The organism is Pseudomonas sp. 3-2, assembly GCF_019710535.1.
In the GTDB taxonomy this organism is placed as follows: domain Bacteria; phylum Pseudomonadota; class Gammaproteobacteria; order Pseudomonadales; family Pseudomonadaceae; genus Aquipseudomonas; species Aquipseudomonas pharyngis.
In genome coordinates this window covers 4,126,058-4,150,201 of the sequence record NZ_CP081200.1, presented here as the reverse complement: position 1 = coordinate 4,150,201, position 24,144 = coordinate 4,126,058, and the positions used below count along the sequence as shown (strand labels likewise).

The following is a 24,144-nucleotide window of genomic DNA, read 5'->3' as shown; positions in this document are numbered from 1 at the left end:
CATCAGATTCAATAAACCCAAACCTCAACCCGCCGATTCTTGATCCTGCCTTCATCCCCGCTGTTGGTCGCCACCGGCATCAGCGCGCCAAACCCGCGCACCTCGCGCAGCACCACGCCGTTCTTCACCAACTCCCGGCGGACCGCCATCGCCCGCAGCTTCGACAGCAAATCCGCCCGCGCCGGGTCGTCCTTGGCGTCGCCGAATCCCACCAGCGTTACCGCGCGGTCGGTCTTGTCGTGGTGCTTTATATAGTCGAACACCCGAGCCAGATCCTGACGGGCCTTGTTGTCGAGGCTGGCGCTGCCTTCTTCAAAGCGGAAGTTCACGGTCAGACGCTGGGCGTGGCGGCTGAGGGATTGATAACCCTCGGGCATCAGCGCATTTGGCGTGACGGCGATGGCCTGCACGGTCTGGGCAATAAAACCGTTGGCCGCGACAATCGCCTGACCCCGGCGGCTCTGTGCAAATTCCACCAATGCCTTGGCCCACGGATTGTTGCTGTCCGGCGGCAGGTAGAAGAACAACCGCCGCGACAGCGGATAGTCTTCGGTGGCGATCAGGCTGGCGAGCGGCAACATTGCCTGGGATTGGCCGTCGACGATCGCCACGGCCTTGGCCTGGCGCACGTAGGGCAGGCCGATGAAACCGATGGCCTGCGGGTCGGCACTCACGGCATCGGACAACTGCTCGCTGGATTCAAACCGCTTCGCGGCATTGCTCAGGGATTTCCCACGACGGCTGAGGACAAGTTCCTTGAAAGTGTCGTAGGTGCCGGACTGATCATCCCGCGCATATAAATGAATCGTCCCACCCTTGCCGCCGACGTCTTCCCACGTCTTCGCCTCACCACTGAAGATTCGCGCCAGTTGTTCGGTGTTCAATTGATTCAGCGGATTGTCGGGATGAAGGATGATCGCCAGGCCATCGATGGCGATGACTTGTTCGGCGTCGGGACTTTTCAGATCGCCCCGGGCTTGCAGGTTCAGCAGTTCGCTGTCCTTGATCGGGCGCGAAGAGGCAGCCAGGTCGGCGCTGGCGTTCTTGAGTGCAGTGAAACCGGTGCTCGAACCGTGGGCGGCGATCTCTACCACGACTCTTTGGCCTTGGGCTGTGAGGCCGACGACTCGTTGTTCGTTGGCGGTGTCCGGGGTTTCGCTGTGGACTTTCAACAGCCCCTGGTCTTGCAACAGGCCTTCCACCAGCGCCGGGCCGAGCGCCGCGCCGATGGTGTTGGAACCCTGGATGCGCAATACGGGGCCGTTCTCGGGAATGGGCAACGCCGCAACCGCAACCTGCAGCCAGGCGCTCAGGAGAAAGACGAACAGAACACGCAGGGTCATGCCGGCACCGAATGCAGCCAAGGGGATTGCCGGGGAGATTAAGTCAGTGAGGTTGCTGAAAGATGACAAGGCAGAAGATCACAACCGCTGGCTGTGATCTTCTGCTTTCAAGCGAATCAGCTCAATTCCAGCCAGATCGGCGCATGGTCCGAAGGCTTTTCCATCCCGCGCAGTTCATAGTCGACACCGGCGGCTTTCACCCTTGGCAGCAAACCGTGGGACGCCAAAATCACATCGATGCGCAGGCCACGCTTCGGCTCGTCTTCAAACCCGCGGCTGCGGTAGTCGAACCAGCTGAACGTGTCGGTCACGTCCGGGTTCAGGTGACGGAAACTGTCGGTCAGGCCCCAGTTTTTCAGGCGGGCCATCCACTCGCGCTCTTCCGGCAGGAAGCTGCATTTGCCGGTTTTCAGCCAGCGTTTCATGTTGTCCGGGCCGATGCCGATGTCGCAGTCTTCGGGGGAGATGTTGACGTCGCCCATCACCACCAGCGGCTGTTCGTTGTGGAACTGGCTTTCCAGCAGCGCTTGCAGATCGCTGTAGAAACGCTGCTTGGCCGGGAATTTGGTCGGATGGTCGCGGCTTTCACCCTGTGGGAAATAGCCGTTCATGATCGTCACCGGCACGCCGTTGGCGTCGGCGAATGTGCCCCAGATGAAGCGCCGCTGCGCGTCTTCTTCATCGGTGGCGAAGCCTTTGTGTACGGCAATCGGTTCCTGGCGCGAGAGCAGGGCGACACCGTAATGGCCTTTCTGGCCGTGGAAATACACGTGATAACCCAGGGCCCGCACTTCATCCAGCGGGAACTGGTCGTCGTGGACCTTGGTTTCCTGCAGGCCGATGACGTCCGGCTGATGCTTTTCGATCAGCGCCGCCAGCTGATGCGGGCGGGCCCGCAGTCCGTTGATGTTGAAGGAAACAATCTTCATGGTCGGCAGTCCTGGCAAAAGGGCGATGCTAGCTGACATGTAGGATCTGGGCCAGCGTGGCGGTAGTCCATATGCGCTGCTAATGTCTTTCGGGTGTGGGAACGATCCCTTCTGCCCAAGGCTCGTATAACAAGAACGGGGCCTCTTGAGTCCCGTCCAGGGAGAATCACCGTCATGCCTGAAACCCAATCCGCCATCGCCGATATCCACATGCTCGACCGCGGCTATTCCCGGGAAGCGCGATCCCTTCTTTATCAGGCTTACCGCCACGAGCCGACCTTCGCCTACCTGTTCGAAGCCGAGCGCGCGGGTTACGAACAGCGGGTGCGGGCCACGGTGCGGGAGCTGGTCAAACAGCATTTCCTGCAGGATCTGCCGGCCATCGGCCTGCTGGTCAACGACCGCTTGATCGGCATCGCCCTGATCGCGCCGCCGCAACGGCGTCTGGGCGTTACCGAGAGTTGGGCCTGGCGTTTGCGCATGGTGCTGAGCACCGGTTTCCGCTGCACCCGCCGTTATCTGGAGTATCACGCTGCCGTTGAAGCCTGCGTGCCGACCGACTCGGTGCACATGCTGCCGCTGCTCGGCGTGCATCCACAATTTCAGGGCAAGCATTTCGGCGAGCAACTGCTGCAAGCGGTGCACAACTGGTGCGCGGTAGACGAAAGCTCCCAAGGCGTGATTCTCGACACCGGCAACCCGCGCTATCTGGAGTTCTACAAGCGTCAGGGTTACGAGGAAATCGGCGAAGTGGCCGTAGGCCCGGTACGCGAGCACGTGTTTTTCCACGCCAACCCACAGGTGTTACAAACAGCAACGGGATGACCGTCGAACTTTTGGGGGAATTTCCTGTTCTATCACGCTCCCAAGCCCGTGATAGCATCCGCGCCTATGAAGTTTCCAGGAAGATTTACCAGTGGCGTGCTCATGCTGTTAACCAGCTGCGCGGCGCTGGCGCAAAGTGAATTGGATGTGCGGATCAAACCGTCCAACGATGAACTGAAAGCCAATATAGAAGGCTATATCGGCAGCCTCGGCGATCGTGACGAAGAAGCCTTGCAGCGCTTCAGTCGCGGCGCCGAAGAACAGGCGCGCAAGGCCGCCCAGGCCTTGGGTTATTACCAGCCGCAGATCGAAAGTGACGTCAAGGGCGGTGAAAAACCGCGTCTGGTGCTGAACATCGATCCCGGCGAGCCGATCCGCCTGCGCAACGTGACCGTGCGCGTCGACGGTCCGGCGGCCTCTCTCAAATCCTTTCGAGTCCCCAAGAGTGACGTGCTCAAGCCCGGCGCGGTGCTCAACCATGGGCGTTACGAAGACGCCAAGCGCCTGATCCAGAACCAGGCCTCGCGTTATGGCTTCTTCAGTGGCCGTTTCACCAGTCAGAAATTGATGGTCGATCCACGCGCCGGGGTCGCCGACGTCGAACTGATCTACGAAAGCGGCCCGCGTTATGCGCTGGGCAAGGTCAGCTTTGAAGGCGACACCCCGTTCGACGAAGATTTGCTGCAACGCATGGTGCCGTTCAAGGCCGGCGAGCCGTATGACTCCGAGCTGATCGCCGAACTCAATCGCGACCTGCAATCGAGCGGATATTTTGAAGGCGTGCGGGTCGACGCCGCGCCGACCGCCGCGAAAAACGACGTGATCCCGGTGGACGTCAAACTCGACACCCGCAAGCCGCGCACCATGGGCCTGGGTCTTGGTTATTCCACTGACGTCGGCCCGCGCATCAAGGCCAACTGGACCCGCCACTGGGTCAACCCGCAGGGCGACAGTTATGGCTGGGAGGCCGAACTGTCGGCGCCACGGCAGAACGTCGGTCTGTTCTACGACATCCCGCTGGACCCGCCGCTGACCGACAAACTGCGCTGGGCCGGCGGTTATCAATACGAGGACATCGACGGTTCCGACACCTTGAGCAAGCTGCTGACCTTCGGCCCGGAATGGCACAGCAAATTGCCCAGCGGCTGGCAGCGGGTGATCTCGCTGAAATGGCAGCGCGAGGAATACCAGCTCGGCGACGACTCCGGTCTGAGCACCTTGCTGATGCCCGGCGTCAGCTATTCCTACCTCAAGAGTGACAACCGCATCGACCCGCACAACGGCTATCGCCTGACCTTTGAAAGCAAAGTGGCGAAAGAAGGCCTCGGTTCGGACAACAACCTGCTTTATGGCACGGCGCTGATCAAGGGCCTGACCACCGTGTTCGACAAGCACCGCCTGCTCGGCCGGGTGCAGGTCGGCGGCAGCGCCACCAACGGCTACAAATCGGTGCCGCCGTCGCTGCGCTTCTTCGCCGGTGGCGATCAGAGCGTGCGCGGCTACGACTATCAGAGCCTGTCCCCGGAGAACTCCGAGGGCGACCGCATCGGCGGGCGCTACATGGTGGCCGGCAGCGTCGAATACCAATACTCGATTGCCGAGAAGTGGCGCGTGGCGACCTTCGTCGATCAGGGCAACTCCTTCAACAAACTCGAACTGCCGAACCTCAAGACCGGGGTCGGTATCGGTGTGCGCTGGGTCTCGCCGGTGGGGCCGATCCGCCTCGACCTGGCCCATGCACTGGACGACGATGGCGGCATCCGGCTGCACTTTTCCATGGGGCCTGAGCTGTGAAGCGTGGTTTGAAAATATCGGCGCTGGCGCTGTTATCGCTGGTGCTGCTGATTGTATTGAGTATCACCGCTGTGCTCGGAACCCAGGCCGGCAGCCGTTGGGTGCTGGGGCTGGTACCGGGCTTGAGCGTCGACAATTTCCAGGGCCGCCTCGGCGGGCAGTGGAGCGCCGATCATCTGCTGTGGCAGCAGGACAGCAGCCGCGTCGAACTGGACAAACCGATCTTCGAATGGTCGCCGCTGTGCCTGACGCGCATGACGTTGTGCATCCAGCAGCTCAAGGCCGATACCGTCAGCCTGCAATTCCCGCCGAGCGAAGAAGTCACCGAAAGCGGCCCGATCAAGCTTCCTGATCTGCAATTGCCCGTGGCCATCGAGCTGGGCGACGTGCAGGTCGGCAGCTTGCTGTTCAACGGCAATGAAGCGTTGAAAGGCCTGCAACTGGCGGCGCACTGGACTGCCAAGGGCATGCAGATCGACAGTGTGAAGCTGCAACGCGACGAGTTGAGCCTGAATCTGTCCGGCCTGCTGCAACCGACCGGCAACTGGCCGCTGAACATCACCGGTGATCTGACCTTGCCGTCGCCGGCGCCCGAGCCGTGGACGCTGGCGCTGAAAATCGACGGCGACCTGCTGAAAACCCTCAACCTGCACGCCGACAGCCGTGGCTACCTCAACGGCCAGTTGAGCGGTGAACTGCAACCGCTGGCGGAAGACCTGCCGGCCAAAGTGCGGATCACCTCGGAGGCGTTCAAGCCGAGCGCCGATCTGCCGGACACCCTGCAATTCAATCAACTGCTATTGACCGGCGAAGGCGACCTGAAAAACGGTTACCAACTGCTCGGCAATGCAACGCTGCCTGCCGATAATGGCCCGGTAGCGCTGTTGCTCAAAGGCAAGGTCGACGCCAACGGTGCACAGATTGCCGGCCTCAATCTGACGGCCAACGACAAGCAAAGCCTCAAGCTGACCGGCAATGTCGACTGGAGCAAAGGCCTCAGCGCCCAGGCCAATATCAACTGGCTGGATTTCCCCTGGCACCGGCTCTATCCGGAAATCGACGAGCCGCAGGTCACGTTGCGTACCTTCACCGGCGAAGTCTCCTACACCGACGGTCAGTACATCGGTAACTTCGCCGCCGCTGCAGATGGGCCGGCGGGGGCGTTCAGCCTGAGCAGTCCGTTCAGCGGCAATCTCAAGCAGATTTTCCTGCCACAACTGAAACTCGAAGCCGGGCAGGGCAAGGCCGAAGGCCATGTGAACGTGCAGTTCGCCGATGGCATTGCCTGGGACACCGCGCTGGAGTTGTCGGCGCTCAACCCGGCGTACTGGGTTGCGGAGTTGCCGGGCACCCTGGCCGGTCCGTTGAAGAGCAAAGGCGAAATGAAAAACGAACGCCTGAGCCTGAATGCCGACCTCGATCTGAAGGGCAAACTGCGCGGGCAACCGGCGATCCTGCAAGCCAAGGCTGACGGCGCGGGCGAGCAGTGGAATCTGAATGCCCTGCAAATCCGCCTCGGCGACAACAGCATCAACGGCAAGGGCAGCCTGCAACAGAAGCTCACCGGGCAGATCGACATCAAACTGGCGCGACTGGCCCAGCTCTGGCCGCAACTGCGCGGGCAGATCAACGGGCGGGTCGATGTCGCCGGCACGCTCAAGGCGCCGCAGGGCAAGCTCGGCCTGCAAGGTTCGCAACTGGCGTTCCAGGACAATCGCCTGCAAAGCCTCAACCTCGACGCCACCCTCGACAGTGCGCAACGGGCGAAGATCGACCTCAAGGGCAGCGGCATCCAGGCCGGCGATACGTCGCTGGGCACCCTGACCGCCAGCGCTCAGGGCGATATCAAAAACCAGAAACTCAACCTCGACCTGCTCGGGCCCAAGCTGAAACTGGCGTTGGGTCTGGACGGCAATCTGGACAAGGGCAACTGGCGCGGGCGTCTGGCCAGCGGCGACATTCAGGCCGGCGGCCAGGACTGGAAGCTGCAAAACCCGGCCAAGCTCGAACGGCTGGCCGACGGCAAGATCAACTTCGGCGCCCATTGCTGGATGTCCGGCAATGCCAGCCTGTGCGGTGAAGATCAGCGCCTGATGCCGGAGCCGAAGCTGCGTTACCACCTCAAGCAGTTCCCGATCGAAAGCCTAGCGCAGTGGCTGCCGAAGGATTTCGCCTGGCAGGGCAAGCTCAACGCCGACCTGCAACTGGACCTGCCGGCCAGCGGCCCGAACGGCCAGGTCAGCATCGATGCCAGCGGCGGCACCTTGCGCATGCGCGAGAAGGATCAGTGGCTGGACTTCCCGTACCAGACCCTCAAGCTCACCAGCAAGCTCACGCCGAAACGCATCGACACCGACCTCAACTTCGTCGGCGGCAAGCTTGGCGAGTTGATGGTGCAGGCGCAGATCAACCCGCTGCCGGCGAGCAAACCGGTCAGTGGTTCGTTCCGCCTCAGCGGGCTTGATCTGTCGGTGGCGCGGCCGTTTGTGCCGATGGTCGAGAAACTCACTGGGCGCCTGAACGGCAGCGGCACGATTTCCGGTGGCCTGCTCGCGCCGCTGGTCAACGGCACCGTGCAGCTCAGCGACGGCGAAGTGTCCGGGCCGGAGTTGCCGATCGAGCTGCAAGCGTTGCAACTGCAAGCGGTGATCGCCGGTGAGGCCGTGCAATTGAACGGCGGCTGGAAAAGCGGCAAGAGCGGGCAGGGCAGCCTGAACGGCAACATCGCCTGGGGTCAGGCGCTGGTGGTGGATCTGGCGCTCAAGGGCACGCAATTGCCGGTGACGGTCGAGCCCTACGCCAAACTGGAAGTGGCGCCGGACCTGAAGATTTCCATGGCCGGCGATGAGCTGGCGATTGCCGGCAAGGTGCTGGTACCGAAAGGCGAAATCACTGTGCGGGAACTGCCGCCATCGACGGTGAAAGTCTCCGATGACACGATCATCGTCGGCGCGCAGACCGAGGAGGGCAAACCGCCGCTGGCGATGAAAATGGATATCGATGTGGTGGTCGGCCAGGACAAGTTGAGCTTCGCCGGGTTCGGCCTGACCGCCAACCTGCAAGGCCAGGTGCACATCGGCGACAACATGGATACTCGCGGTGAACTGTGGCTCAACGACGGACGCTACCGCGCTTATGGTCAGCGCCTGACGGTGCGTCGCGCGCGTCTGCTGTTTGCCGGCCCGATCGATCAGCCATATCTGGACATCGAAGCGATTCGCCAGACCGATGATGTGATCGCCGGTATCCGCCTGAGCGGCAGCGCCGAGCAGCCGACCACACAGATCTTCTCGGAACCGGCCATGAGCCAGGAACAGGCGCTGTCTTATCTGGTGCTGGGGCGTCCGCTGAGCACCACCGGCGAGGACAACAACATGCTCGCGCAGGCGGCGCTTGGTCTGGGCCTGATGGGCAGTTCCGGGGTCACCAGCAGTCTGGCCAGTGACCTGGGCATTCAGGACTTCCAGCTCGACACCCAGGGCAGCGGCAACACCACCAGCGTGGTGGCCAGCGGCAACATCTCGGAAAAACTCAGCCTGCGTTACGGCGTCGGCGTGTTCGAGCCGGCCAACACCATCGCCCTGCGCTACAAACTGAGCAAAAAGGTCTACCTCGAAGCCGCCAGCGGCGTGGCCAGTTCGCTGGACATCTTCTACAAGCGGGATTTCTAGAGCGCACCTGTTTACTTGAACCGAGGCGCGGCCTTCGCGAGCAATCTTGCTCCCAAAGAGATCTGCGGCTGACATGAATGTGTGCCTGCCACCGATCAAATGTGGGAGCGAGCCTGCTCGCGAAGGCGGCTTTCCAGCCAGCAGAGAGGGGGCGGCTGACACCTCTTCGCGAGCAATCTCGCTCCTAGTTTTGATCCGGGCGACATACCAACGATGCGCGCTCGTAATTCAACGCCTTGTCACGCTCGGGCAGTGCATACGACGCCTCGCAGCGCTGGCCTTGCCAGTTGATGGTCAGGGTGCCGGCGGCGTCCGCGACCAGCGCCAGTGCCTTGCCGCTTGGGTCGGAGATCGCCAGTTGCTTGCCGGCGGCGTCTTCCAGTGACGCCCCAAACGGGATTGGCTGGTGCTGCACATCGAACAGGGCGAATTGCACCCGACGCCCGGTCTTGCTGGCATAGCGCGCCAGTACCACGGCACCACGGCGCGGTACCACTTGCCGGGTGGCGTTTTCAATTTCGAAATCACCGCCCAGATCGCGGGTGTCGAGGCTGATCCAGTTGACCCGATACGGCTGCGCGTTGGACACCACCGCATAACCGTTGCCAGCGGTTTTCGCCCCGGAGAAGCTGGCGATCTTCACGCCTTCAACGCCCTCGACCTGTGCCAGCGCGAACGTCTCACCGACGGTCTGCCCGAGGTTGATGCCGCCCGCGTGACCGACAATCGAACCGGCAACATTGAGATTCTGCGAGTTGTAGCCACGGCCCTGGCTGTAACCGGCACTGATGTCCATCACCGACGTTCGTGTGCTGATATTGGCCGAGCCGGTGCTGCCGCCGGTGCGGCTGTTGCCGCCTTGTACCGAGTAGTAGGTGTCGCTGTCTTCGGACAGATAGCCGTTGATGCCGACCTGGGTACTGCTGGTGTCCTTCTGCGAGCTGGCCGAGACGAAAGCGCGTGGCGCGCGGGGTTTCGAACCCAAGGGAAACGACACTGAGAGATTGAACAACGTGTCGTTGTTCGCCGGCCCATAGTTGGCGACATCCTTAGTGTAAGTCGCGCTGAGGTTGTAGCTGACATCGCCCCAATAATTGCTGTAACCGGCCGCCAGGCTTTGCGAACCGCCTCGTCCCCAGTAGCGCTGGTCACTGGCATTGAGGTAAATACTGCCGAACTGCTGGTTGCGCCCAAGGCTCTGGTTGACGGTCAGGTCAGTGCGGGTTTTCGAGTTGCCGGTGCGCTTCTGGCCCTCGCTGTTCAGCTCCTCGACATGTTCGCTGAAGGTTCGATAGCCCTCGGTCGAATAGCGGTAAGCGGCGAGGGTGAAGTTGGTGTCGGTGCCGGTGAACGTCTTGGCGTACAGCGCGCGCAGGCTGTTGCCCTTGACGGTCTGGGCAAATGTGCGGCTGCTGGAGTGGGTCAGGTCCAGCGAGATCGCACCGATCGCAGTGTTGCGCCCGGCGCCAACGGAAAACGCCTGGAAATCTTCGCTGGCCTGGGTGCCCACGATCGCCGACAAATTGCTGCTGACACCGTAAGCCACCGTGCTGCTGACGAACTCCGGCGATTGCTGATCATCGCTGTTGCTGTTGTAGCGGCCCGCCGAAACGCTGTACTTGAGTTGCCCCTCGCGCACCATGATCGGCAGGCTGGAAAACGCCTGCACCGTGACCCGGCGCCGACCGTCGGCTTCGATGACGGTGATTTCCAGATCGCCGTTGGAGCCGCTGGGATATATGTCGCTGATTTCGAACGGCCCGGGTGGCACGTTGGCGGTGTACAGAATGTAATCGTTCTGGCGAATCTCCACGGTCGCGCTCGATTGTGCGATGCCGCGAATCACCGGCGCATAACCGCGCTCGCTGTCGGCACGCATGCCATCGTCGGAGGCCAGTTTCACGCCGCGATAGCGCACGCTGTCGAACAGGTCGGCATCAGAGAAAATGTCGCCGGCGCTGAACTGGCCCTTCAGCGCGGTGACGTCGTGTTGCAGATAACTGCGATTGCTCTTGAACGTGCTCGGCCGACCGGTGCTGCTGTTGAAGTTGGACTCGTTGCGCAAGCGCCAGCCGCCGAGGTTGATGCCGTTGCGTAGGCCGACGTTATTGGCGATCGTGGTATCGACGTCGGTGCTGTTGCGGTTGCTGCTCACCTGATAGTTGATGAACGCTGCGGGTACACCTTCGTCCCACAGCGCCGGATCGACATAACCACGGCGGCCACGCTCCATGGCGCTTTGCGGCACGCTGACCAGCAAGCGCAGGCGCGGCACGTCATAGCGCACGGTGGCCTGATCGATCAGCGCGGGCAGATCAAGGCAGGTGTCGGCGGCGGCGCTGTCCAGTTTGCCGCTGGCCTGCAGCTTGCCAAGATCCACACCCAGTTGCTTGAGCATGTCCAGCGTCAGGCAGGCTTCGACCTTGTGGCTGTCGGGATGGTGGCGAAAATCGATATCGCGACGGCCGACCAGGGTGTCGTTGCCATACAGGTCGACCCGATAAGTGCCGGGGAGAACCTGGCTGCCGGCGAGGAGGGTCTGCAGATCGACGGCAGACGTCGCGCCTTGCAGAAACGATGTATTGAATTGTTCTTCGCCATCGGCCAGGCAAGTTGTGCTGACGACCAGTGCAACCGAAAACGGCGCCAATCCATCGCGCTTTAAAAAAAACATGCAGGAACCCTATATCACCTCCGATACGAACTAACGGAGCGAAGAGAAATACAGTGAAAGTGCGGCTGATAAAGCGGCACGCGAGTTATGGCGATTCTTTATCAAGGCTGGCGCTAACTTCGGCGCTGCCGGAAAGTTGCGCGAAATAACGGTCTCGGGCGCCGTAGTCGTTGATGCTGCTGAATGACAGTTGCGCAGAACTGGCCGCGTTGGGTTGTTTGAGTGCGAACTCTTTTTGTTCGCCGGGCGCAATCATCATCGAATCGAATGGCTTTTCGCTGCTGGCGCCCGCTTGCATTGTTATATCGGCAATCGATACGTGATAGAGCCCTGGATTGTTCACCACCAACATGCTTTTGCCGGCGCGCTCGATCAGTCGCCAGCGCAACTCGGTCGGCGCTTGATAGGCTTTGTCTGGCAAACCGGCGGGGCGAAAGAACACCTTGATGCGCTGACGCACCGCCAGTTGCAGGGTGTTCGCGGTTTTCGCAGATTGAGGGATCTCCTGGACATTCAGCCACACCACTGACTCGCGGTCGCCGGGCATGCCGGTGCCTTCGTAGATAACCCGCAGAATCTGTTGTTGATCGCCGCTGACCCGCACCAGAGGCGGGGTGACGGCGAACGGCGCTGAACCTGCTTCGTCGCTGTCGGTGTCGACCCAGGACTGAACCAACACGTCTGCACCGCTGTTGCGCACTGTGATGCTGGCTTCTTTGTGGTTGCCATCGAAAATCAGCCGGGTGCTGCTCAACGAAATGCCGGCCATGGCCTGATTGACGGCGAACAGGCCCAGGAGGCCGACGCACAGGGATAGGGAATGACGTAGGAACATGAACAATTACCGCGCAAAGTGAAGGGAAGTGCAGGGCCGTTGCGCCCCGCACTGGTTCGATGAATCGCGCGATTATTCGTATTGCAGGGTGAACGGCAGGGTCGCATCGCCGCGACCGGCGACCGCCAGTTTCGGATCGACGGTGGTCACGTAGGCGGCCGAGAATTTCAGCGTGGTGTTGCTGTCTTGCAGGGTGTTTTCAATCCGCGCGGTGGTTGGCGATGTCAGGTCGATCACCGCGCCGTTGGAGTCAAGCAGGGCGATGCCGATGCCTTTTGCCGAGCCCAGGCCGTCGATTAGTTTCAAGACCTTGGTGCCGGTTTCGATGCCTGAACCTGCGCCCTTGGTCGGTTCGAAGATCATCGCCACCTTGGTCCCGGCATTGCAGTTGATCTTCATGTCGAAGTTTTCGACGCTCAGGGTGCCGTTGCCTTTCGGCGCGGTGGCGGTGCCCATGTCCTTGATCGACACTTCGCCCATGTTGACCGAGATTGTCTTGTCCTTGCCGGCGCCTTCGACCGAGCAGGCATCGTTGTTGATGGTACCTGTGAAATTGATGGTGCCGCTGCCAGCCTTGGTTGGCGAAACAGGATCGGCCGCCAGAACATTACCGGCAGCGAAGATCGACAAGGCGAGAAGCGTGCGAGACAGCTTTTTCATGTTGCTTTTCCATTGGTGGGGTTAAAGCAACACAATAAATCGCGTACTTGCGCTGGAACATCAGACGATTCCTAGATGCGCGGCAAGTCATGCTGAAGTGCGCAATTGTCTAGTTGAACAAGTTGCGCTCGATGCAATAAGTCATTAACTCCTGATCGCTGTTTACTTCAAGTTTTCGCATGGCTGAAACTTTCTGTGTACTGACTGTTTTGGCACTTCGGTTAAGTCCTCGTGCTATTTCATTGACGCCTTGTCCTTGCACAAACAACCGCAGGATTTCATGTTCTCTGGGCGACAAGCGGGCAAAGCGTTCATCCAGGTCCGCGCTGTTGTCCAGCACCGAAGTGGGTGCGGGTTGTTTGCTGCGAACCGTATGGCCTTTGGCAATGGCTTTGAGCGCCACTTCTATTTCAACGTGCAACTGGCTTTTCTGAATCACCGCCAGTACACCCAGTTCCTGCAGACGGGCCAGGATCAACGGATTGGAAATCATGGTCAGGACCAGCACCCGCACCTGGGGGAAATGCCGGGTCACATATTCCACCAGCTTCAGTCCGTCACCGTAACGCGAGTCACCGGGCATGTTGAAATCGGTGATCAACAGATCCACCGGCTGGGTCTTCAGCAAATCGATTAACTCATCGGGGCAAACGGCTTCGCCGATTACGCTGAAGTGGTGGTCACGCTCGACCAGTTCCCGCACCCCCAGCAGGACGATGGGATGATCATCGGCGATGACAACATTGAAGGTTTCCATGGGTGCTTTATCCAGAGTGAAATTATTCAAAGGCATCGAGCAGGTCGCTCAGGCGCGCCAGTTGTTGACGCACCTCACCGCCCAGCGCCGGGGTTACGGCCATGCCGGTCAGGCGACATTCCAGTTCGACGAATGCGCTGGCCAGGGCCGGGATCTGCACCGCGCCCAGTGCCCCGGCCATGCTGTGCAGTTGCCGCGCGACGCTGTCGGCATCGGCTGCGTCGAGCGCGTTGAGGGTGGTGTGAATGTCGCGGCGCAGGGTTACGACAAACAGCTCGCGCATTTTCGGCGAGAGCGTCGGCGGGGTATCGGCGACCGGCGCGACAGCGATATGGCAGTGGCTTTGCAGTTGCGCACGCAGCGTCGCCAAGTTCAGCGGTTTGACCATCCACGCGTTCATGCCGACGGCGGCGCAGCGCTCGCCTTCTTCGCGCAAGGCATTGGCAGTGACGCCGATGATCGGCAATGTCGCATCCTGCTCGCGCAGTGCTGCGGCCAGTTGATAACCGTTCATGACCGGCATGTTGACGTCGGTCAGCAGCAAGTCGAAGCGCCCCGGTGTCCAGTGCGCCAGAGCCTGTTCGCCATTGGTTGCGACAACCACCGAGCAGCCCAGCGCCTCCAGTTGTTCCTTGATGATCCCCGCGTTGATCGCATTGTCCTCGGCCACCAGCACGCGCAGATTCAGCGCTCGGGTGTTTGCCTGCCGCGACGGCGTGCGCTGCTGACCGGCGCCGTGCACGGCGAGGGCAATCGCCCAGCCGATCGCGCGCACGTCGTCGGCATCGACCTGCCAGTCATTGCCGCTCACCTGCGCCGGGTTGGGGCCAGCGGCAATGGCGACGATTCGCCGGCCAGCGAAAGCTGTAGCGCTGGCCAGTGGTGCAAGATCGACCAGCAGCGCCGAAGGCGGCGGCAGCTCGTTGGTCACCAGTCGACAGTCGAGGCCAAAGCGGTTCAGCCACGCCATCAGATGTTGCGCCAGTTCAGCGACTGGCGCACGCACGTAGACGGCGGGGCTGTCGGCGCCGATCGCCGGGCAATCGGCGAGGCTGCCCGGTGCGCAATCGAGCATCAGTTGCAAGTTGAAGCAGCTGCCTAGTCCCGGTTCACTGACCACGTTCAACTCGCCGTGCATCAACTCGCACAGCCATTTGCAAATGGCCAGACCGAGACCCGCGCCGGCATGACTGTCGGCTTCGTTGACTTGGTAGAAAGGGTCGAACAATTGCTGTTGCTGCGCCTGGGAAATGCCCACGCCCGAGTCGCTGACCTGCCACTGCACCCGGGCTCGACCGCTTGAGTTTTGCAGCACACGAACACGCACGACCACACGGCCGTTATCGGTGAACTTGATCGCGTTGCTAAGCAGGTTGTTGAGGATCTGGCGAATGCGCTGCGCATCACCGAGCAAGTGATCCGGCAGTGCTGCATCAATGCAGGCATACAATTGCAACCCTTTGCCGCGGGCAAAAGCGGCGTAGCTGCGCACCACGTCTTCGGTCAGTTCCAGCGGGCAGAACGGCTGAAGCTCGAGGTTCATCTGCCCGGCCTCAATCTTCGACACATCCAGCACATCGCTGATCAACTTGAACAGACTGGCCGACGAGCGCTGAATGGTCTCCAGATAATCCTGTTGGCGTGGGGCGAGGGCGGTCAGGCCGAGCAGCTCCAGAGTGCCGAGCACGCCATACAGCGGCGTACGGATTTCATGACTCATCGTCGCCAGAAACCGGCTCTTGGCCTGATTGGCCGAGTCGGCGGCCTGACGCGCGACTTCCAGTGCCGCGGCGTCTTCCACATGTCGGGTGACGTCGTGCAGCGCACACAGCCAGGCATCCTGACCCTGATAACGAGTGGCGACGAAAGCGACATGCAAATGCCGGCTGTCTATCTCCAGTTCGGCATGACCATGGCCAGTCGCTGCCTGCTGGTCAAGCAGGCTGATCAGTTCGCCAGTGTCGTGCCATTGCTGGGCGAGCTGGTTTTCCAGCAACACCTGATGATCGCGGCGGCTGATCACGCACAGGCCGGTCGGCGCGGTGTCGATGACCGCACGGCTGAAGGCTTCGCTTTCGGCGATGCTGGCGTGGGCAGTTTGCGCGGGGAGGATAACGCGTTGGGTGTACCAGCGATTGAGCGCGCGGCCACTGCCAAGCAGCGCCAGCACCAGTGCCAGCAGGCATAGCAGTGGCCACAGCGCGTAATCGAGAAAACTCTGCACGCTGATCACATAGATCGCCGTCCAGCGTTGGTCGCCGGGGCTGGTCAGCTTGAACACCAGGCCGTCGCGGGTCAGGTTCGCGCCGTCATCGAGCACTTGGTCTGGCTTGAGCGCACCGATCAACGCTGTGCCGTTGGGCGTGATCAGGGTGAAATCGTCGTAGATCGACCACTCCATCAAACGCTCGATATTGTTGACCTGGGACAGTTTCAACAGCGAGCCGAGCAGCACCCAGGAGTTCGCCCCCTCAATCCTCAGCGTCGGTTTACTCAGGTTGATCCGCACGTAAGCCAGCAGGCTCGGGGTGCCATCGTTTTCCTGCTCGAACGGGTAGGGAGCCCAGTGCACTTGCTCTGAAGTCTGTGCGTGGCGCTGCATGTTCATTTGGGTCATGAGTTCGACGAACCGGCCGACCTGCGTTGGCCCGGCGCCGCGCAAACGGCCGGTGGCAGGCACGGCGATATCGTAATTGTCCGGCCCGTTGAGCAGGATCACCTGCGGAGACTGGTAATGCGAGGCTGCCCAGAAGGCGCTGTAGTAAGCTGCCAGATAGCTGCCGAGGACAAACACCTTGGGGTGTTGGCTGGGGGCGATTCGCTCCGGATCGATCTTTACGCTGAACGGCAGCGAAAACGGCAGCCCACGGCCTTCGTAAATGTTCGGCCCTTCTTCGGGCAAAAGCTTTTGGACAACAGGCGGCGTCACAGCCTCGGCAAAGTACACACCCTTGGCGCTGGCCCTAGAGATCGCGTCGAGAAAGGCCTCCTGCTCGCGAATGTTTTCCATCAGTCGGGCGAAGTGGAACTGCAGGGTATCGCGCTGTTCTTCCACCATGCGCTGCACGCCCAGATAACTGATACCCAGCAACAGCAGCGCAAGCGCGCCGAGGATCAGTAAGCCCTTGTTTAGGCGCTGCGAGCTGTTGGCAAGTTTTTCCAGCAGGGCATTGGGGTGCGGCATCAATACGCTCGGTCGATAAAAGTGGGTAAGCGTTTGAACACGGCTGACCTCGATGGCAAGTGGTGGTCGTCCGCCGCGAGCTGCAGATCACCAGACATTCGCCGGTCCGTCATGACAGAGCAACTGCTGGAACTGTTCCGAAGACACGGCGTGGGAGATCAGGAAACCCTGAACCTGAGTGCAGTCGATTTTACGCAACAGAGCAAGTTCCTGCGCGGTTTCCACGCCTTCGGCGACCACCGTCAGACCCAGTTGCCGGCCCAACGTGACAATGCTGGTCAGCGCCTGCGCCAGTTCGGCGTTGCGGTTGCAACCCTGTACCAGCGCGCGGTCGATTTTCAGTTCGGTGAAAGGGGCCGAGACCAGGTTCATGTAGGAACTGTAGCCCTTGCCGAAATCATCCTGTGACAGGCCGAAACCCTTGATCCTCAAGCGGCAGGCACCGGCGTAGAAGTTGCTGATGTCATCGGGCACCGAGCACTCCATCAGCTCGAAACAGATCCGCGCCGGCAGCCCGTCGTGGTGCAGGACAAAAGCGAGGATGCGATCCGGCAGGTCGTGGCTGTTGAGCAGGTGCGTCGGCAGGTTGATCGACACCGGAATGTCATAGCCCTGCTGGCGCCATACCGCTTGGGCGGCCATTGCCTGTTCCAGTACCCGCCAGAGCAGGTGCTCTTCGAGATCGCAGGCGATCAGCGCCGGTAGAAAAACTCCCGGCAACAACGTGCCGTGTTCCGGGTGAGCCCAGCGTACCAGTGCTTCGGCGGCGACGATGCGACCATTGTCCAACGCCTTTTTTGGTTGAAACCAGGCTTGCAGCTCACCGTTATCCAACGCGCGTACAAGGCTCTGGCGGTCGATGCCAGCCTGCGTGGCGATCGGCACGTCCTGACGCAGCGCCTGCAACTGGTCGATCAGGCAACGCAGGGCGGCGCTGTTGACCGGTTTGGAAATCAGCCCGATGACTTTGACCTGCAGATTGCTCGCCACCAGGCTCGCGCCCATCAGCATGCGCCGTGAGGCGGCGCTCATGATCGCCAGTGCCGGGCGGGAGGGCTGCGCGGCCAGGCCCTGAATGAACTGCACGCCATCCATGCCCGGCATCAGCAGGTCGGTGAGCACCAGGTCGAACTCGCGTTTTTTCAGGCGCCGCAAGGCTTCTTCGCCGTCCCTGGCAAACTCCAGATCGAAGACGCCCAACTCGTTGAACAGGTTCTGCAAGTACAGATGCTGGAACGGGTGATCTTCGACAATCAGCAGGCTAGGGGACTTCATGAGCGACTCGGTGGTAGGGAGCCAGGACGATCGACAAGGCTCTTAGCGTAAAAGGTTTGATCAGGCAGTGATTCATGCCGGCGGCCAGACACAGCGCCTCTTCGCCGCGCAGGGCGTTGGCGGTGGCGCCGATGATCGGCGTGGTGCAGCCCAGTCTGCGCAGGGCCTTGGCCAGTTCATAACCGTTGAGGCGCGGCATGTTGACGTCGCTGAGCACGACATCGAAGGTGTTGGCCTGCCATAGCGACAAGGCCTCTTCGCCATCGCTGGCCAGCGCCACCGTGCAGCCGAGTTCTTGCAGCTGGTCGCGCAGAATCAATTGGTTGATGGCATTGTCTTCGGCGACGAGAATGTGTAGCTGCAGCGGCGCCAACGCCTGGGTCTGTGTCTGCTGATGCTCGATAACGGCGCCGCCCTGAGCTTGGCGCACAGCCTGGCGGATCGCGGCCAGATCGTTCAGATTCGCTATCCAGCCGTCGACTGTGCATTGCGGCTCACAGGCGCCCGCGCCGCTGGCCAGCACGCGTGGCCCTGACCAGCGCAGTTCGCTGTGCTGATCCATCGGCACCGGATACAGCTCAAGCAATACGCCGCCGTCGGCAGGCGCGTGACTGGCCGGCGCGCCGACGTGCGGGCGAGCGCCCCAGCGGCGCAGCCAGCCAGCGAGGCTGTCGGCCAGTTCGCGTACTGGCGACACCAAATAAACGATGTCGCCCGCCAGTTTCGGTTGTGTTTCAGGCGGCGTGTTGCCCGTGCGCTGCTCAAGCGGCAAGGTCAGGGAAAAACTGCTGCCCAGCCCCGGTTCGCTGACCATCTGCAGGGTGCCGTTCATCAAATTCGTCAGCCGCAGACAGATCGGCAGGCCCAGCCCAGTGCCCGCAACGACGTGGCTGTTGCCTTGGGTCTGGTAAAACGGCTCGAAAATAAATGTCTGATCATCGTGGGCAATGCCGCGCCCGGTGTCCGATACCTGCCATTGCACGCAGACGCGCTCGCCTTCGCGGGACAGCACGTTGACCCGCAGCACCACGCGTCCGGAATCGGTGAACTTGACCGCATTGCTCAGCAGATTGTTGAGGATCTGCCGGACACGACTGATGTCGCCGATCAGGCTGTCGGGCAGCTGCGGATCGAAGCAGGCATAGAGCTGCAAACCTTTGCTCTGCGCCGCCGCCGCGTAGCCCTGCACAACCTCTTGGGCCAGGGCAACGATGGAAAAGTCACTGAGTTCCAGCGCCAGTTGCCCGGCCTCAATTTTCGACACGTCGAGCACGTCGCAGATCAATTGCAGAAGGGTCGCGGACGAGCCTTCGATCGCGCGCAAGTAGCTTTTCTGCTGAGTGTCGAGCTGAGTGCGAGCGAGCAGTTCGAGAGTGCCGAGCACGCCATACAGCGGGGTGCGGATTTCATGGCTCATGGTCGCCAGAAACAGGGTTTTCGCTTCGTTGGCAGCATCGGCCGACTGCCGCGCCTGCTCCAGCGCCGCTTCGATTTGCCGGCGCGCGCTGATGTCGCTGAAGGCGCAAAACAACACGTCTTCGCCCTTGTAGCGGGTCGGCGCGCAACTCAGGTACAGGTGGCGACCGTCGGCGGTCTCGAAATAGTCGGTCAGGCACGGCGCGTGTTCAGCAAATGCCGCGCGGATCCAGCCGCGACCCAGTTGCTCTCTGCACGCGCCCAGCCATTGCTGCGCGAGCGTGTTTTCCAGTACCACCTGAGCGTCGCTGCGCCGCAACACACAGAGCGCCACCGGAGCGGTCTGGATCACATCGCGGCTGAACAACTCGCTTTCCACCAGCGCCTGAATCCGGTGCAGGGTCGGGGTGATGAAGCGATGCTCCAGGCGCCGGATCAACAGCCACACCAGACTGATACTCGCCTGACAGAACGCCAGCGCGCCGAGCATTTGCGGCCACAGGGCCCACAACACCGCTAGCAAGTCGATGGAGTAGGTCAGCTGCCAATCCGACGATTTAAGTTGTTTGCGCAATACCAGTTGCTCGGGCAGCCAGCCTTCTCCGACGAAACCGAAGAAATCCTGCTGGCGCAGCAGCGGCAGATTCTGCCCGGGCGGCGGTTTGTGGCTGTTGCTGAATAACGGCATGCCCTGAGAATTGAACATGGTGAACTCGCCGGCGCTGTGGTCGCTCAAGGCAGTGGCCACTTCACGGTCGTCCATTTCCAGGCCGAGCCAACCGGACTCCAGATCGCGTTCATCCAGACGAATGAAGATGTACAGCTGCGAGTGCCCTTGCCAGTTGTGGGTCAGCCAGATTTCTTTCAAGGCACTGTTGTTGCCGTGCTTGAGGGTTTCCAGGCGATCAAGCATCTCGTGCGGAAAGTCGTCGGCCATGGGCGTCGTGTTGTACAAGCGCCAGACCTGGGCTTCGGCGCCGCTGCTGACGTACAGCAGATTCAATTTGCGCGCTTGCAGATAGTCGCGCATGCGCTGGGTCAGCCAGATGCTCCACTGCTTGCCCGGTGTTTGTCCGAGCAGCAGACGGATCTCCTCTTCGGATAGCGGCGCGCTCAGCGCGGTCTGACGGGTCGCCGACAGACTCAGGCTTTCGAGCAGCGCTTCACGGGTGGTGAAAAACGTATGCGCCTCGGCGATGGCGCTGCTCATGTAGCTGCGCCGCTGGGAAATCTCACTGTTGAAGGTGAACAGCAGGAAGCTGTACACGCCGCCGAGAATGCCCACCAGCAACACCAGCGCGAAAATGCGCAACAAGCGTCGCGCCGCGTGGGGCGTGGACAGCACCGGGCTGATCTGATGGAGGTAGTTCTTCAAGCGCATCCCGGCACAGTAGGGCGGGCCGGGCACGACGAAAATCAGACAATTCCTAAAGAGGGGGGGCGAACAATCGGCTGTGGCAACGCGTTAATGGATTCACAGGTAACTCATGACAAAGGCAATCGTTGCGTTGGCTGATCCGGCGCGCATGCCCTTGTCAAACCCGCCATTGCCAGCTGTTTCAGCAATGCGAAAGTATCGGGCGCTCAGGGGGATTTTCAAGTTGCCTCCCGCAGTGGGATAGTCCGCGAACACATAGCTTTGATGTAAAACCAAAGGCGTTCCATCCGTGTTGAGTATTTGCAAGGCCAAACCCTCAGCAGTCGAATCTGCACTCAGCTTTACGATGCCCCTCGTTGAATTTTGCGAGGGAGAAGTTGAAGTAGGCTTGAGTGTATAAGTTACTTTATTAATGCCTGATGGACAGTTGTTGAGGCTTATGTCGAATTTGACCGGTTCAGAATAGGCTCCGTTATTGGCGAATATACTGATGTCGTGTGATCCCATGTCTACCTGGATATCAGGCGTTTCACAGGATTGAGGTACGATCGTTACGCCGTTGGTCGCCATTGTCATTGGTGATACACCGTCTGCATGGAAAACCCCAAGTGTACCTGCCGGGATTTTCTGTACACCGATTACATCCGCTATTTTGAATAGTCGTAGCACGTGTCTTGTGGTGTCCCATCCGTATCCACCCGCTTCTCGCCGAATGCCCGGATAAATGGGTATGGTTACGTTGTCTTTGAAAGACCACTGCCATGCAAGTCCAGTGGTTCCTATCGCGTAAACAAGGTCGCCCGATTTAGACACGCCGACGTTGTTCAAAACACCATATGAAAACTCGTTAGTGCATTTATATGAGCTGGGCGTAGGGCCGAGTGTGATTGGCGGACTTTCATATATTAGGGTGCCGTTAGGTGTGTCACGAGGAATGGAAAGTGTAGCGGGTACTTGCATAGTGAGAGTTGTTTGATGATGGTTTGGGTAGAACGAGCAATTAGCCGCGCCCGCGTAGCTGGACGCGAAGAGCAGCGTCAGGCACAGCGTGTGAATCAATTTCGTGATCGGGGTAGGGCGCTGCGGTTGGAAACGCTTCATGAAGAGGGCTTTACGTATCGGCCAATGAGCGGCGTACGTTAGCCGCGACACTCAAAGCTGGACATCAGGCGATTCCTAGAAAGCACCGGCGCTCTTCACATCGGAATGCGCTCCCCTGTAGGGGTAAGCCTGCTCGCGATGGCGTCCTTTCATTCACCATCAACGGTGCGGCTGATGGCCTCATCGCGAGCAGGCTCACTCCTACAGGCAACGCTTTCCAACGCCTACCCATCGCCCAAACCAAAGCCACTGGTCATCTGATTAGCAAGCCCCCTAACTATTACGTTGACATTCGCTGCCTAGGCAGTAACATCTCGACATACATTCACTGCCTAGGCAGTTATTAGGTGAGCACATGAAGCATTTCACCCCTGACGAATTCCAGCATTGCCATCTCGGCCTGTTGCTCGGCCGCGCCGCTTTACTCAAGGACAAGATCATCGACACCCACATGGAACCCCACGGCATCACCGCCGCGCAGTTCAAGGTGTTGATCATCATGGCCCAGTTCGGCGTCGACACCCCGGCCGAGCTGTGCCGGCACCTGTCGCTGGACAGCGGTTCGATGACCCGCATGCTCGACCGTCTGGAGCAGAAAGGCTTTCTGGTTCGCCAACGCAGCGAAGGCGATCGCCGTCAGGTGCAACTCAAACTCACCGAGCAGGGCCAGCAACTGGCCGATCGCCTGCCGCACATCGGCGCCGATGCCATGAATGAACTGGCCGGCGCCGTGACCCCGGACGAGTTGAAAACCCTGGAATACATCCTCAAGAAAATTTTGCTGGCAGCCGGTGACCCGATCACCCTCCAGCGGTTAGGTGAACACAATGAGCGGTAAAACCTTGCGCAGCAGCCTGACACTGGTGCTGTCGGCGATGATCCTCGCCGGTTGCGCCAACTACAGTGGCCTCGATACCCAGAGCACCAGCCTCGATGCGAAAACCCTGCAGACCGGGCAATCGCTCAACGGTGTGACCCTGTCCCAGGCCGCGTGGCCGAAGAGCGACTGGTGGACCAGCCTCGGCGATCCGCAGCTCGACGGCCTGATTCGCGAAGCCCTGAAAGACAGCCCGGACATGCAGATCGCCGACGCCCGTGCCCATCAGGCCAGCGCCGCCGCGTATGCCGCCGATGCCGAGCGTTATCCGACCCTCGACGCCAGCGCCGGCATCAGCCGTTCGCGTCTGGCCCGGAATCAGGATCCGCTGGGGCAGGGTGGGGCTTACTCCACCGTGCGCAACATCAGCGCCGGCTTCAATTACAACTTCGACCTGTGGGGCGGTCAGCGTGAAGCCTGGGAGGCCGCACTCGGCCAGGCCCGCGCCGCCGAAGTCGACCGTCAGGCTGCGCAACTGACTCTCGCCGCTGATGTGGCCCGGGCCTACAGCGATCTGGGTCAGGCGCACATCGTCTATGACCTGGCCAACGAAGATTTGAAGCGCACCAAACAGATGCTCGACCTGAGCCAGCGTCGTTTGAGCTCGGGGATCGACAGCCAGTACCAGTTCCAGCAGACCCAAAGTCTGGAAGCCAGCTCCGAAGCCAGCCTGATCGACGCCGAAAAACGCCTGAACAGCGCGAAAATCGCCCTGGCCGTGCTGCTCGGCAAAGGCCCGGATCGCGGCAACGAAATCGCTCGACCGAAAGTTCTGCAAGCCAGCGCCGTGGCATTGCCCTCGGTGCTGCCAGCCGAACTGCTGGGCCGTCGCCCGGATCTGGTCGCCGCGCGCTGGCGTGTCGAGGCGGCGAGCAAGGACATCGACTCGGCCAAGACCCGCTTCTATCCCAACCTGAACCTGTCGGCTTCCGCCGGTGCCGAATCCTTGTTGGGGGACGCGATGTTCGGCTCCGCCAGTCGCTTCTTCAACATTGCCCCGACGATTTCGGTGCCGATCTTCGATGGCGGGCGCCTGCGCGCCAACCTCGATGCCCGCGACGCCGATTACGACCTCGCCGTGGCGCAGTACAACAAAAGCCTGGTGAAAGCCCTGGGCGATGTCAGCGACACGATCAACCAGCTGCGTGACATCGGCCGGCAGATCGGCGCCCAGCAGCACGCGACCGAGATTGCCCAGGATTCTTACAACACCGTCGTCCAGCGTTACGGTTCCGGCATCGGCAACTACCTGGACGTGCTCAGCATCGAGCAGCAATTACTGCAGGCCCAGCGTCAGCTGGCCAACCTGAATGCCGAGCAGATCGACCTGTCGATTCAACTGATGCAAGCGCTGGGCGGCGGCTTCCAGGGTGAAACCCTGACCGCAGCCAACGCCACCCCAGCCACGCCGAACAACTAATTCAA

Annotated in this window: 15 protein-coding genes; 5 read left to right on the top strand and 10 right to left on the bottom strand. The window is 60.8% G+C overall.

The annotated features are described in order from the left end of the window. Positions 1 to 8: 8 nt before the first annotated feature. Both K3819_RS18675 and xthA read right to left on the bottom strand, forming a co-directional pair. The gene (locus K3819_RS18675) at positions 9 to 1,343 is read right to left on the bottom strand and encodes a substrate-binding domain-containing protein (protein ID WP_221397682.1); all 1,335 of its coding nucleotides are present in this window, start codon (positions 1,341 to 1,343) and stop codon (positions 9 to 11) included. A gap of 116 nt (positions 1,344 to 1,459) precedes the next feature. Then, positions 1,460 to 2,272 carry an exodeoxyribonuclease III gene (xthA, locus tag K3819_RS18670; RefSeq protein WP_064380745.1) on the bottom strand — a complete coding sequence of 271 codons (813 nt, stop codon included), beginning with the start codon at positions 2,270 to 2,272 and terminating at the stop codon, positions 1,460 to 1,462. Between the two features lie 174 nt (positions 2,273 to 2,446). On the opposite strand from xthA, the gene K3819_RS18665 reads away from it, so the two are divergent. From K3819_RS18665 to K3819_RS18655, 3 genes are all read left to right on the top strand, one after another. After that, on the top strand, positions 2,447 to 3,097 hold the full coding sequence (locus K3819_RS18665) for an N-acetyltransferase (RefSeq protein ID WP_221397681.1): 651 nt from the start codon (positions 2,447 to 2,449) through the stop codon (positions 3,095 to 3,097). A 66-nt stretch (positions 3,098 to 3,163) separates the two neighbouring features. Further along, on the top strand, positions 3,164 to 4,891 hold the full coding sequence (locus tag K3819_RS18660; protein ID WP_064597778.1) for an autotransporter assembly complex family protein: 1,728 nt from the start codon (positions 3,164 to 3,166) through the stop codon (positions 4,889 to 4,891). Then, complete coding sequence (locus K3819_RS18655; RefSeq protein ID WP_221397680.1) at positions 4,888 to 8,562, top strand: translocation/assembly module TamB domain-containing protein; 3,675 nt, start codon at positions 4,888 to 4,890, stop codon at positions 8,560 to 8,562. The genes K3819_RS18660 and K3819_RS18655 overlap by 4 nt, the downstream gene beginning before the upstream one ends. 184 nt (positions 8,563 to 8,746) lie before the next feature. On the opposite strand, the gene K3819_RS18650 is transcribed toward K3819_RS18655, so the two are convergent. From K3819_RS18650 to K3819_RS29505, 8 genes are all read right to left on the bottom strand, one after another. Beyond that, positions 8,747 to 11,236: a fimbria/pilus outer membrane usher protein gene (locus tag K3819_RS18650; protein WP_085612684.1), complete on the bottom strand. Its 2,490-nt coding sequence runs from the start codon at positions 11,234 to 11,236 to the stop codon at positions 8,747 to 8,749. A gap of 85 nt (positions 11,237 to 11,321) precedes the next feature. After that, positions 11,322 to 12,071: a molecular chaperone gene (locus K3819_RS18645; RefSeq protein ID WP_221397679.1), complete on the bottom strand. Its 750-nt coding sequence runs from the start codon at positions 12,069 to 12,071 to the stop codon at positions 11,322 to 11,324. A 72-nt stretch (positions 12,072 to 12,143) separates the two neighbouring features. After that, positions 12,144 to 12,731 (bottom strand): fimbrial protein, encoded by a 588-nt coding sequence (locus tag K3819_RS18640; RefSeq protein WP_011334439.1) that lies wholly within the window; start codon positions 12,729 to 12,731, stop codon positions 12,144 to 12,146. Between the two features lie 109 nt (positions 12,732 to 12,840). Further along, positions 12,841 to 13,488: a response regulator gene (locus tag K3819_RS18635; RefSeq protein WP_085612682.1), complete on the bottom strand. Its 648-nt coding sequence runs from the start codon at positions 13,486 to 13,488 to the stop codon at positions 12,841 to 12,843. A 22-nt stretch (positions 13,489 to 13,510) separates the two neighbouring features. Beyond that, positions 13,511 to 16,672, bottom strand: a complete 3,162-nt coding sequence (locus tag K3819_RS18630; RefSeq protein ID WP_221397678.1) for a hybrid sensor histidine kinase/response regulator — start codon at positions 16,670 to 16,672, stop codon at positions 13,511 to 13,513. A gap of 87 nt (positions 16,673 to 16,759) precedes the next feature. Next, positions 16,760 to 17,947: an EAL domain-containing protein gene (locus K3819_RS18625; protein WP_085612680.1), complete on the bottom strand. Its 1,188-nt coding sequence runs from the start codon at positions 17,945 to 17,947 to the stop codon at positions 16,760 to 16,762. Beyond that, on the bottom strand, positions 17,934 to 20,744 hold the full coding sequence (locus K3819_RS18620; protein ID WP_085612679.1) for an ATP-binding protein: 2,811 nt from the start codon (positions 20,742 to 20,744) through the stop codon (positions 17,934 to 17,936). The genes K3819_RS18625 and K3819_RS18620 overlap by 14 nt, the downstream gene beginning before the upstream one ends. Before the next feature lie 93 nt (positions 20,745 to 20,837). Next, complete coding sequence (locus K3819_RS29505; RefSeq protein ID WP_085644029.1) at positions 20,838 to 21,842, bottom strand: fimbrial protein; 1,005 nt, start codon at positions 21,840 to 21,842, stop codon at positions 20,838 to 20,840. A gap of 355 nt (positions 21,843 to 22,197) precedes the next feature. Between K3819_RS29505 and K3819_RS18610 the strand changes: the two genes are divergently transcribed. Further along, a complete protein-coding gene (locus K3819_RS18610) occupies positions 22,198 to 22,680 on the top strand; it encodes a MarR family winged helix-turn-helix transcriptional regulator (protein ID WP_085612677.1) in 483 nt (160 codons plus the stop codon). Continuing rightward, positions 22,670 to 24,139 (top strand): efflux transporter outer membrane subunit, encoded by a 1,470-nt coding sequence (locus tag K3819_RS18605; RefSeq protein WP_221397677.1) that lies wholly within the window; start codon positions 22,670 to 22,672, stop codon positions 24,137 to 24,139. Before K3819_RS18610 ends, K3819_RS18605 begins: the two co-directional genes overlap by 11 nt. The last annotated feature ends 5 nt before the right edge of the window (positions 24,140 to 24,144 follow it).

Bases quoted from the DNA above. Each gene is read 5' to 3' on its own strand.
- K3819_RS18675 (WP_221397682.1), bottom strand. From the start codon at position 1,343: ATGACCCTGCGTGTTCTGTTCGTCTTTCTCCTGAGCGCCTGGCTGCAG.
- xthA (WP_064380745.1), bottom strand. From the start codon at position 2,272: ATGAAGATTGTTTCCTTCAACATCAACGGACTGCGGGCCCGCCCGCAT.
- K3819_RS18665 (WP_221397681.1), top strand. From the start codon at position 2,447: ATGCCTGAAACCCAATCCGCCATCGCCGATATCCACATGCTCGACCGC.
- K3819_RS18660 (WP_064597778.1), top strand. From the start codon at position 3,164: ATGAAGTTTCCAGGAAGATTTACCAGTGGCGTGCTCATGCTGTTAACC.
- K3819_RS18650 (WP_085612684.1), bottom strand. From the start codon at position 11,236: ATGTTTTTTTTAAAGCGCGATGGATTGGCGCCGTTTTCGGTTGCACTG.
- K3819_RS18645 (WP_221397679.1), bottom strand. From the start codon at position 12,071: ATGTTCCTACGTCATTCCCTATCCCTGTGCGTCGGCCTCCTGGGCCTG.
- K3819_RS18640 (WP_011334439.1), bottom strand. From the start codon at position 12,731: ATGAAAAAGCTGTCTCGCACGCTTCTCGCCTTGTCGATCTTCGCTGCC.
- K3819_RS18635 (WP_085612682.1), bottom strand. From the start codon at position 13,488: ATGGAAACCTTCAATGTTGTCATCGCCGATGATCATCCCATCGTCCTG.
- K3819_RS18630 (WP_221397678.1), bottom strand. From the start codon at position 16,672: ATGCCGCACCCCAATGCCCTGCTGGAAAAACTTGCCAACAGCTCGCAG.
- K3819_RS18625 (WP_085612680.1), bottom strand. From the start codon at position 17,947: ATGAAGTCCCCTAGCCTGCTGATTGTCGAAGATCACCCGTTCCAGCAT.
- K3819_RS18620 (WP_085612679.1), bottom strand. From the start codon at position 20,744: ATGCGCTTGAAGAACTACCTCCATCAGATCAGCCCGGTGCTGTCCACG.
- K3819_RS29505 (WP_085644029.1), bottom strand. From the start codon at position 21,842: ATGAAGCGTTTCCAACCGCAGCGCCCTACCCCGATCACGAAATTGATT.
- K3819_RS18610 (WP_085612677.1), top strand. From the start codon at position 22,198: ATGAAGCATTTCACCCCTGACGAATTCCAGCATTGCCATCTCGGCCTG.
- K3819_RS18605 (WP_221397677.1), top strand. From the start codon at position 22,670: ATGAGCGGTAAAACCTTGCGCAGCAGCCTGACACTGGTGCTGTCGGCG.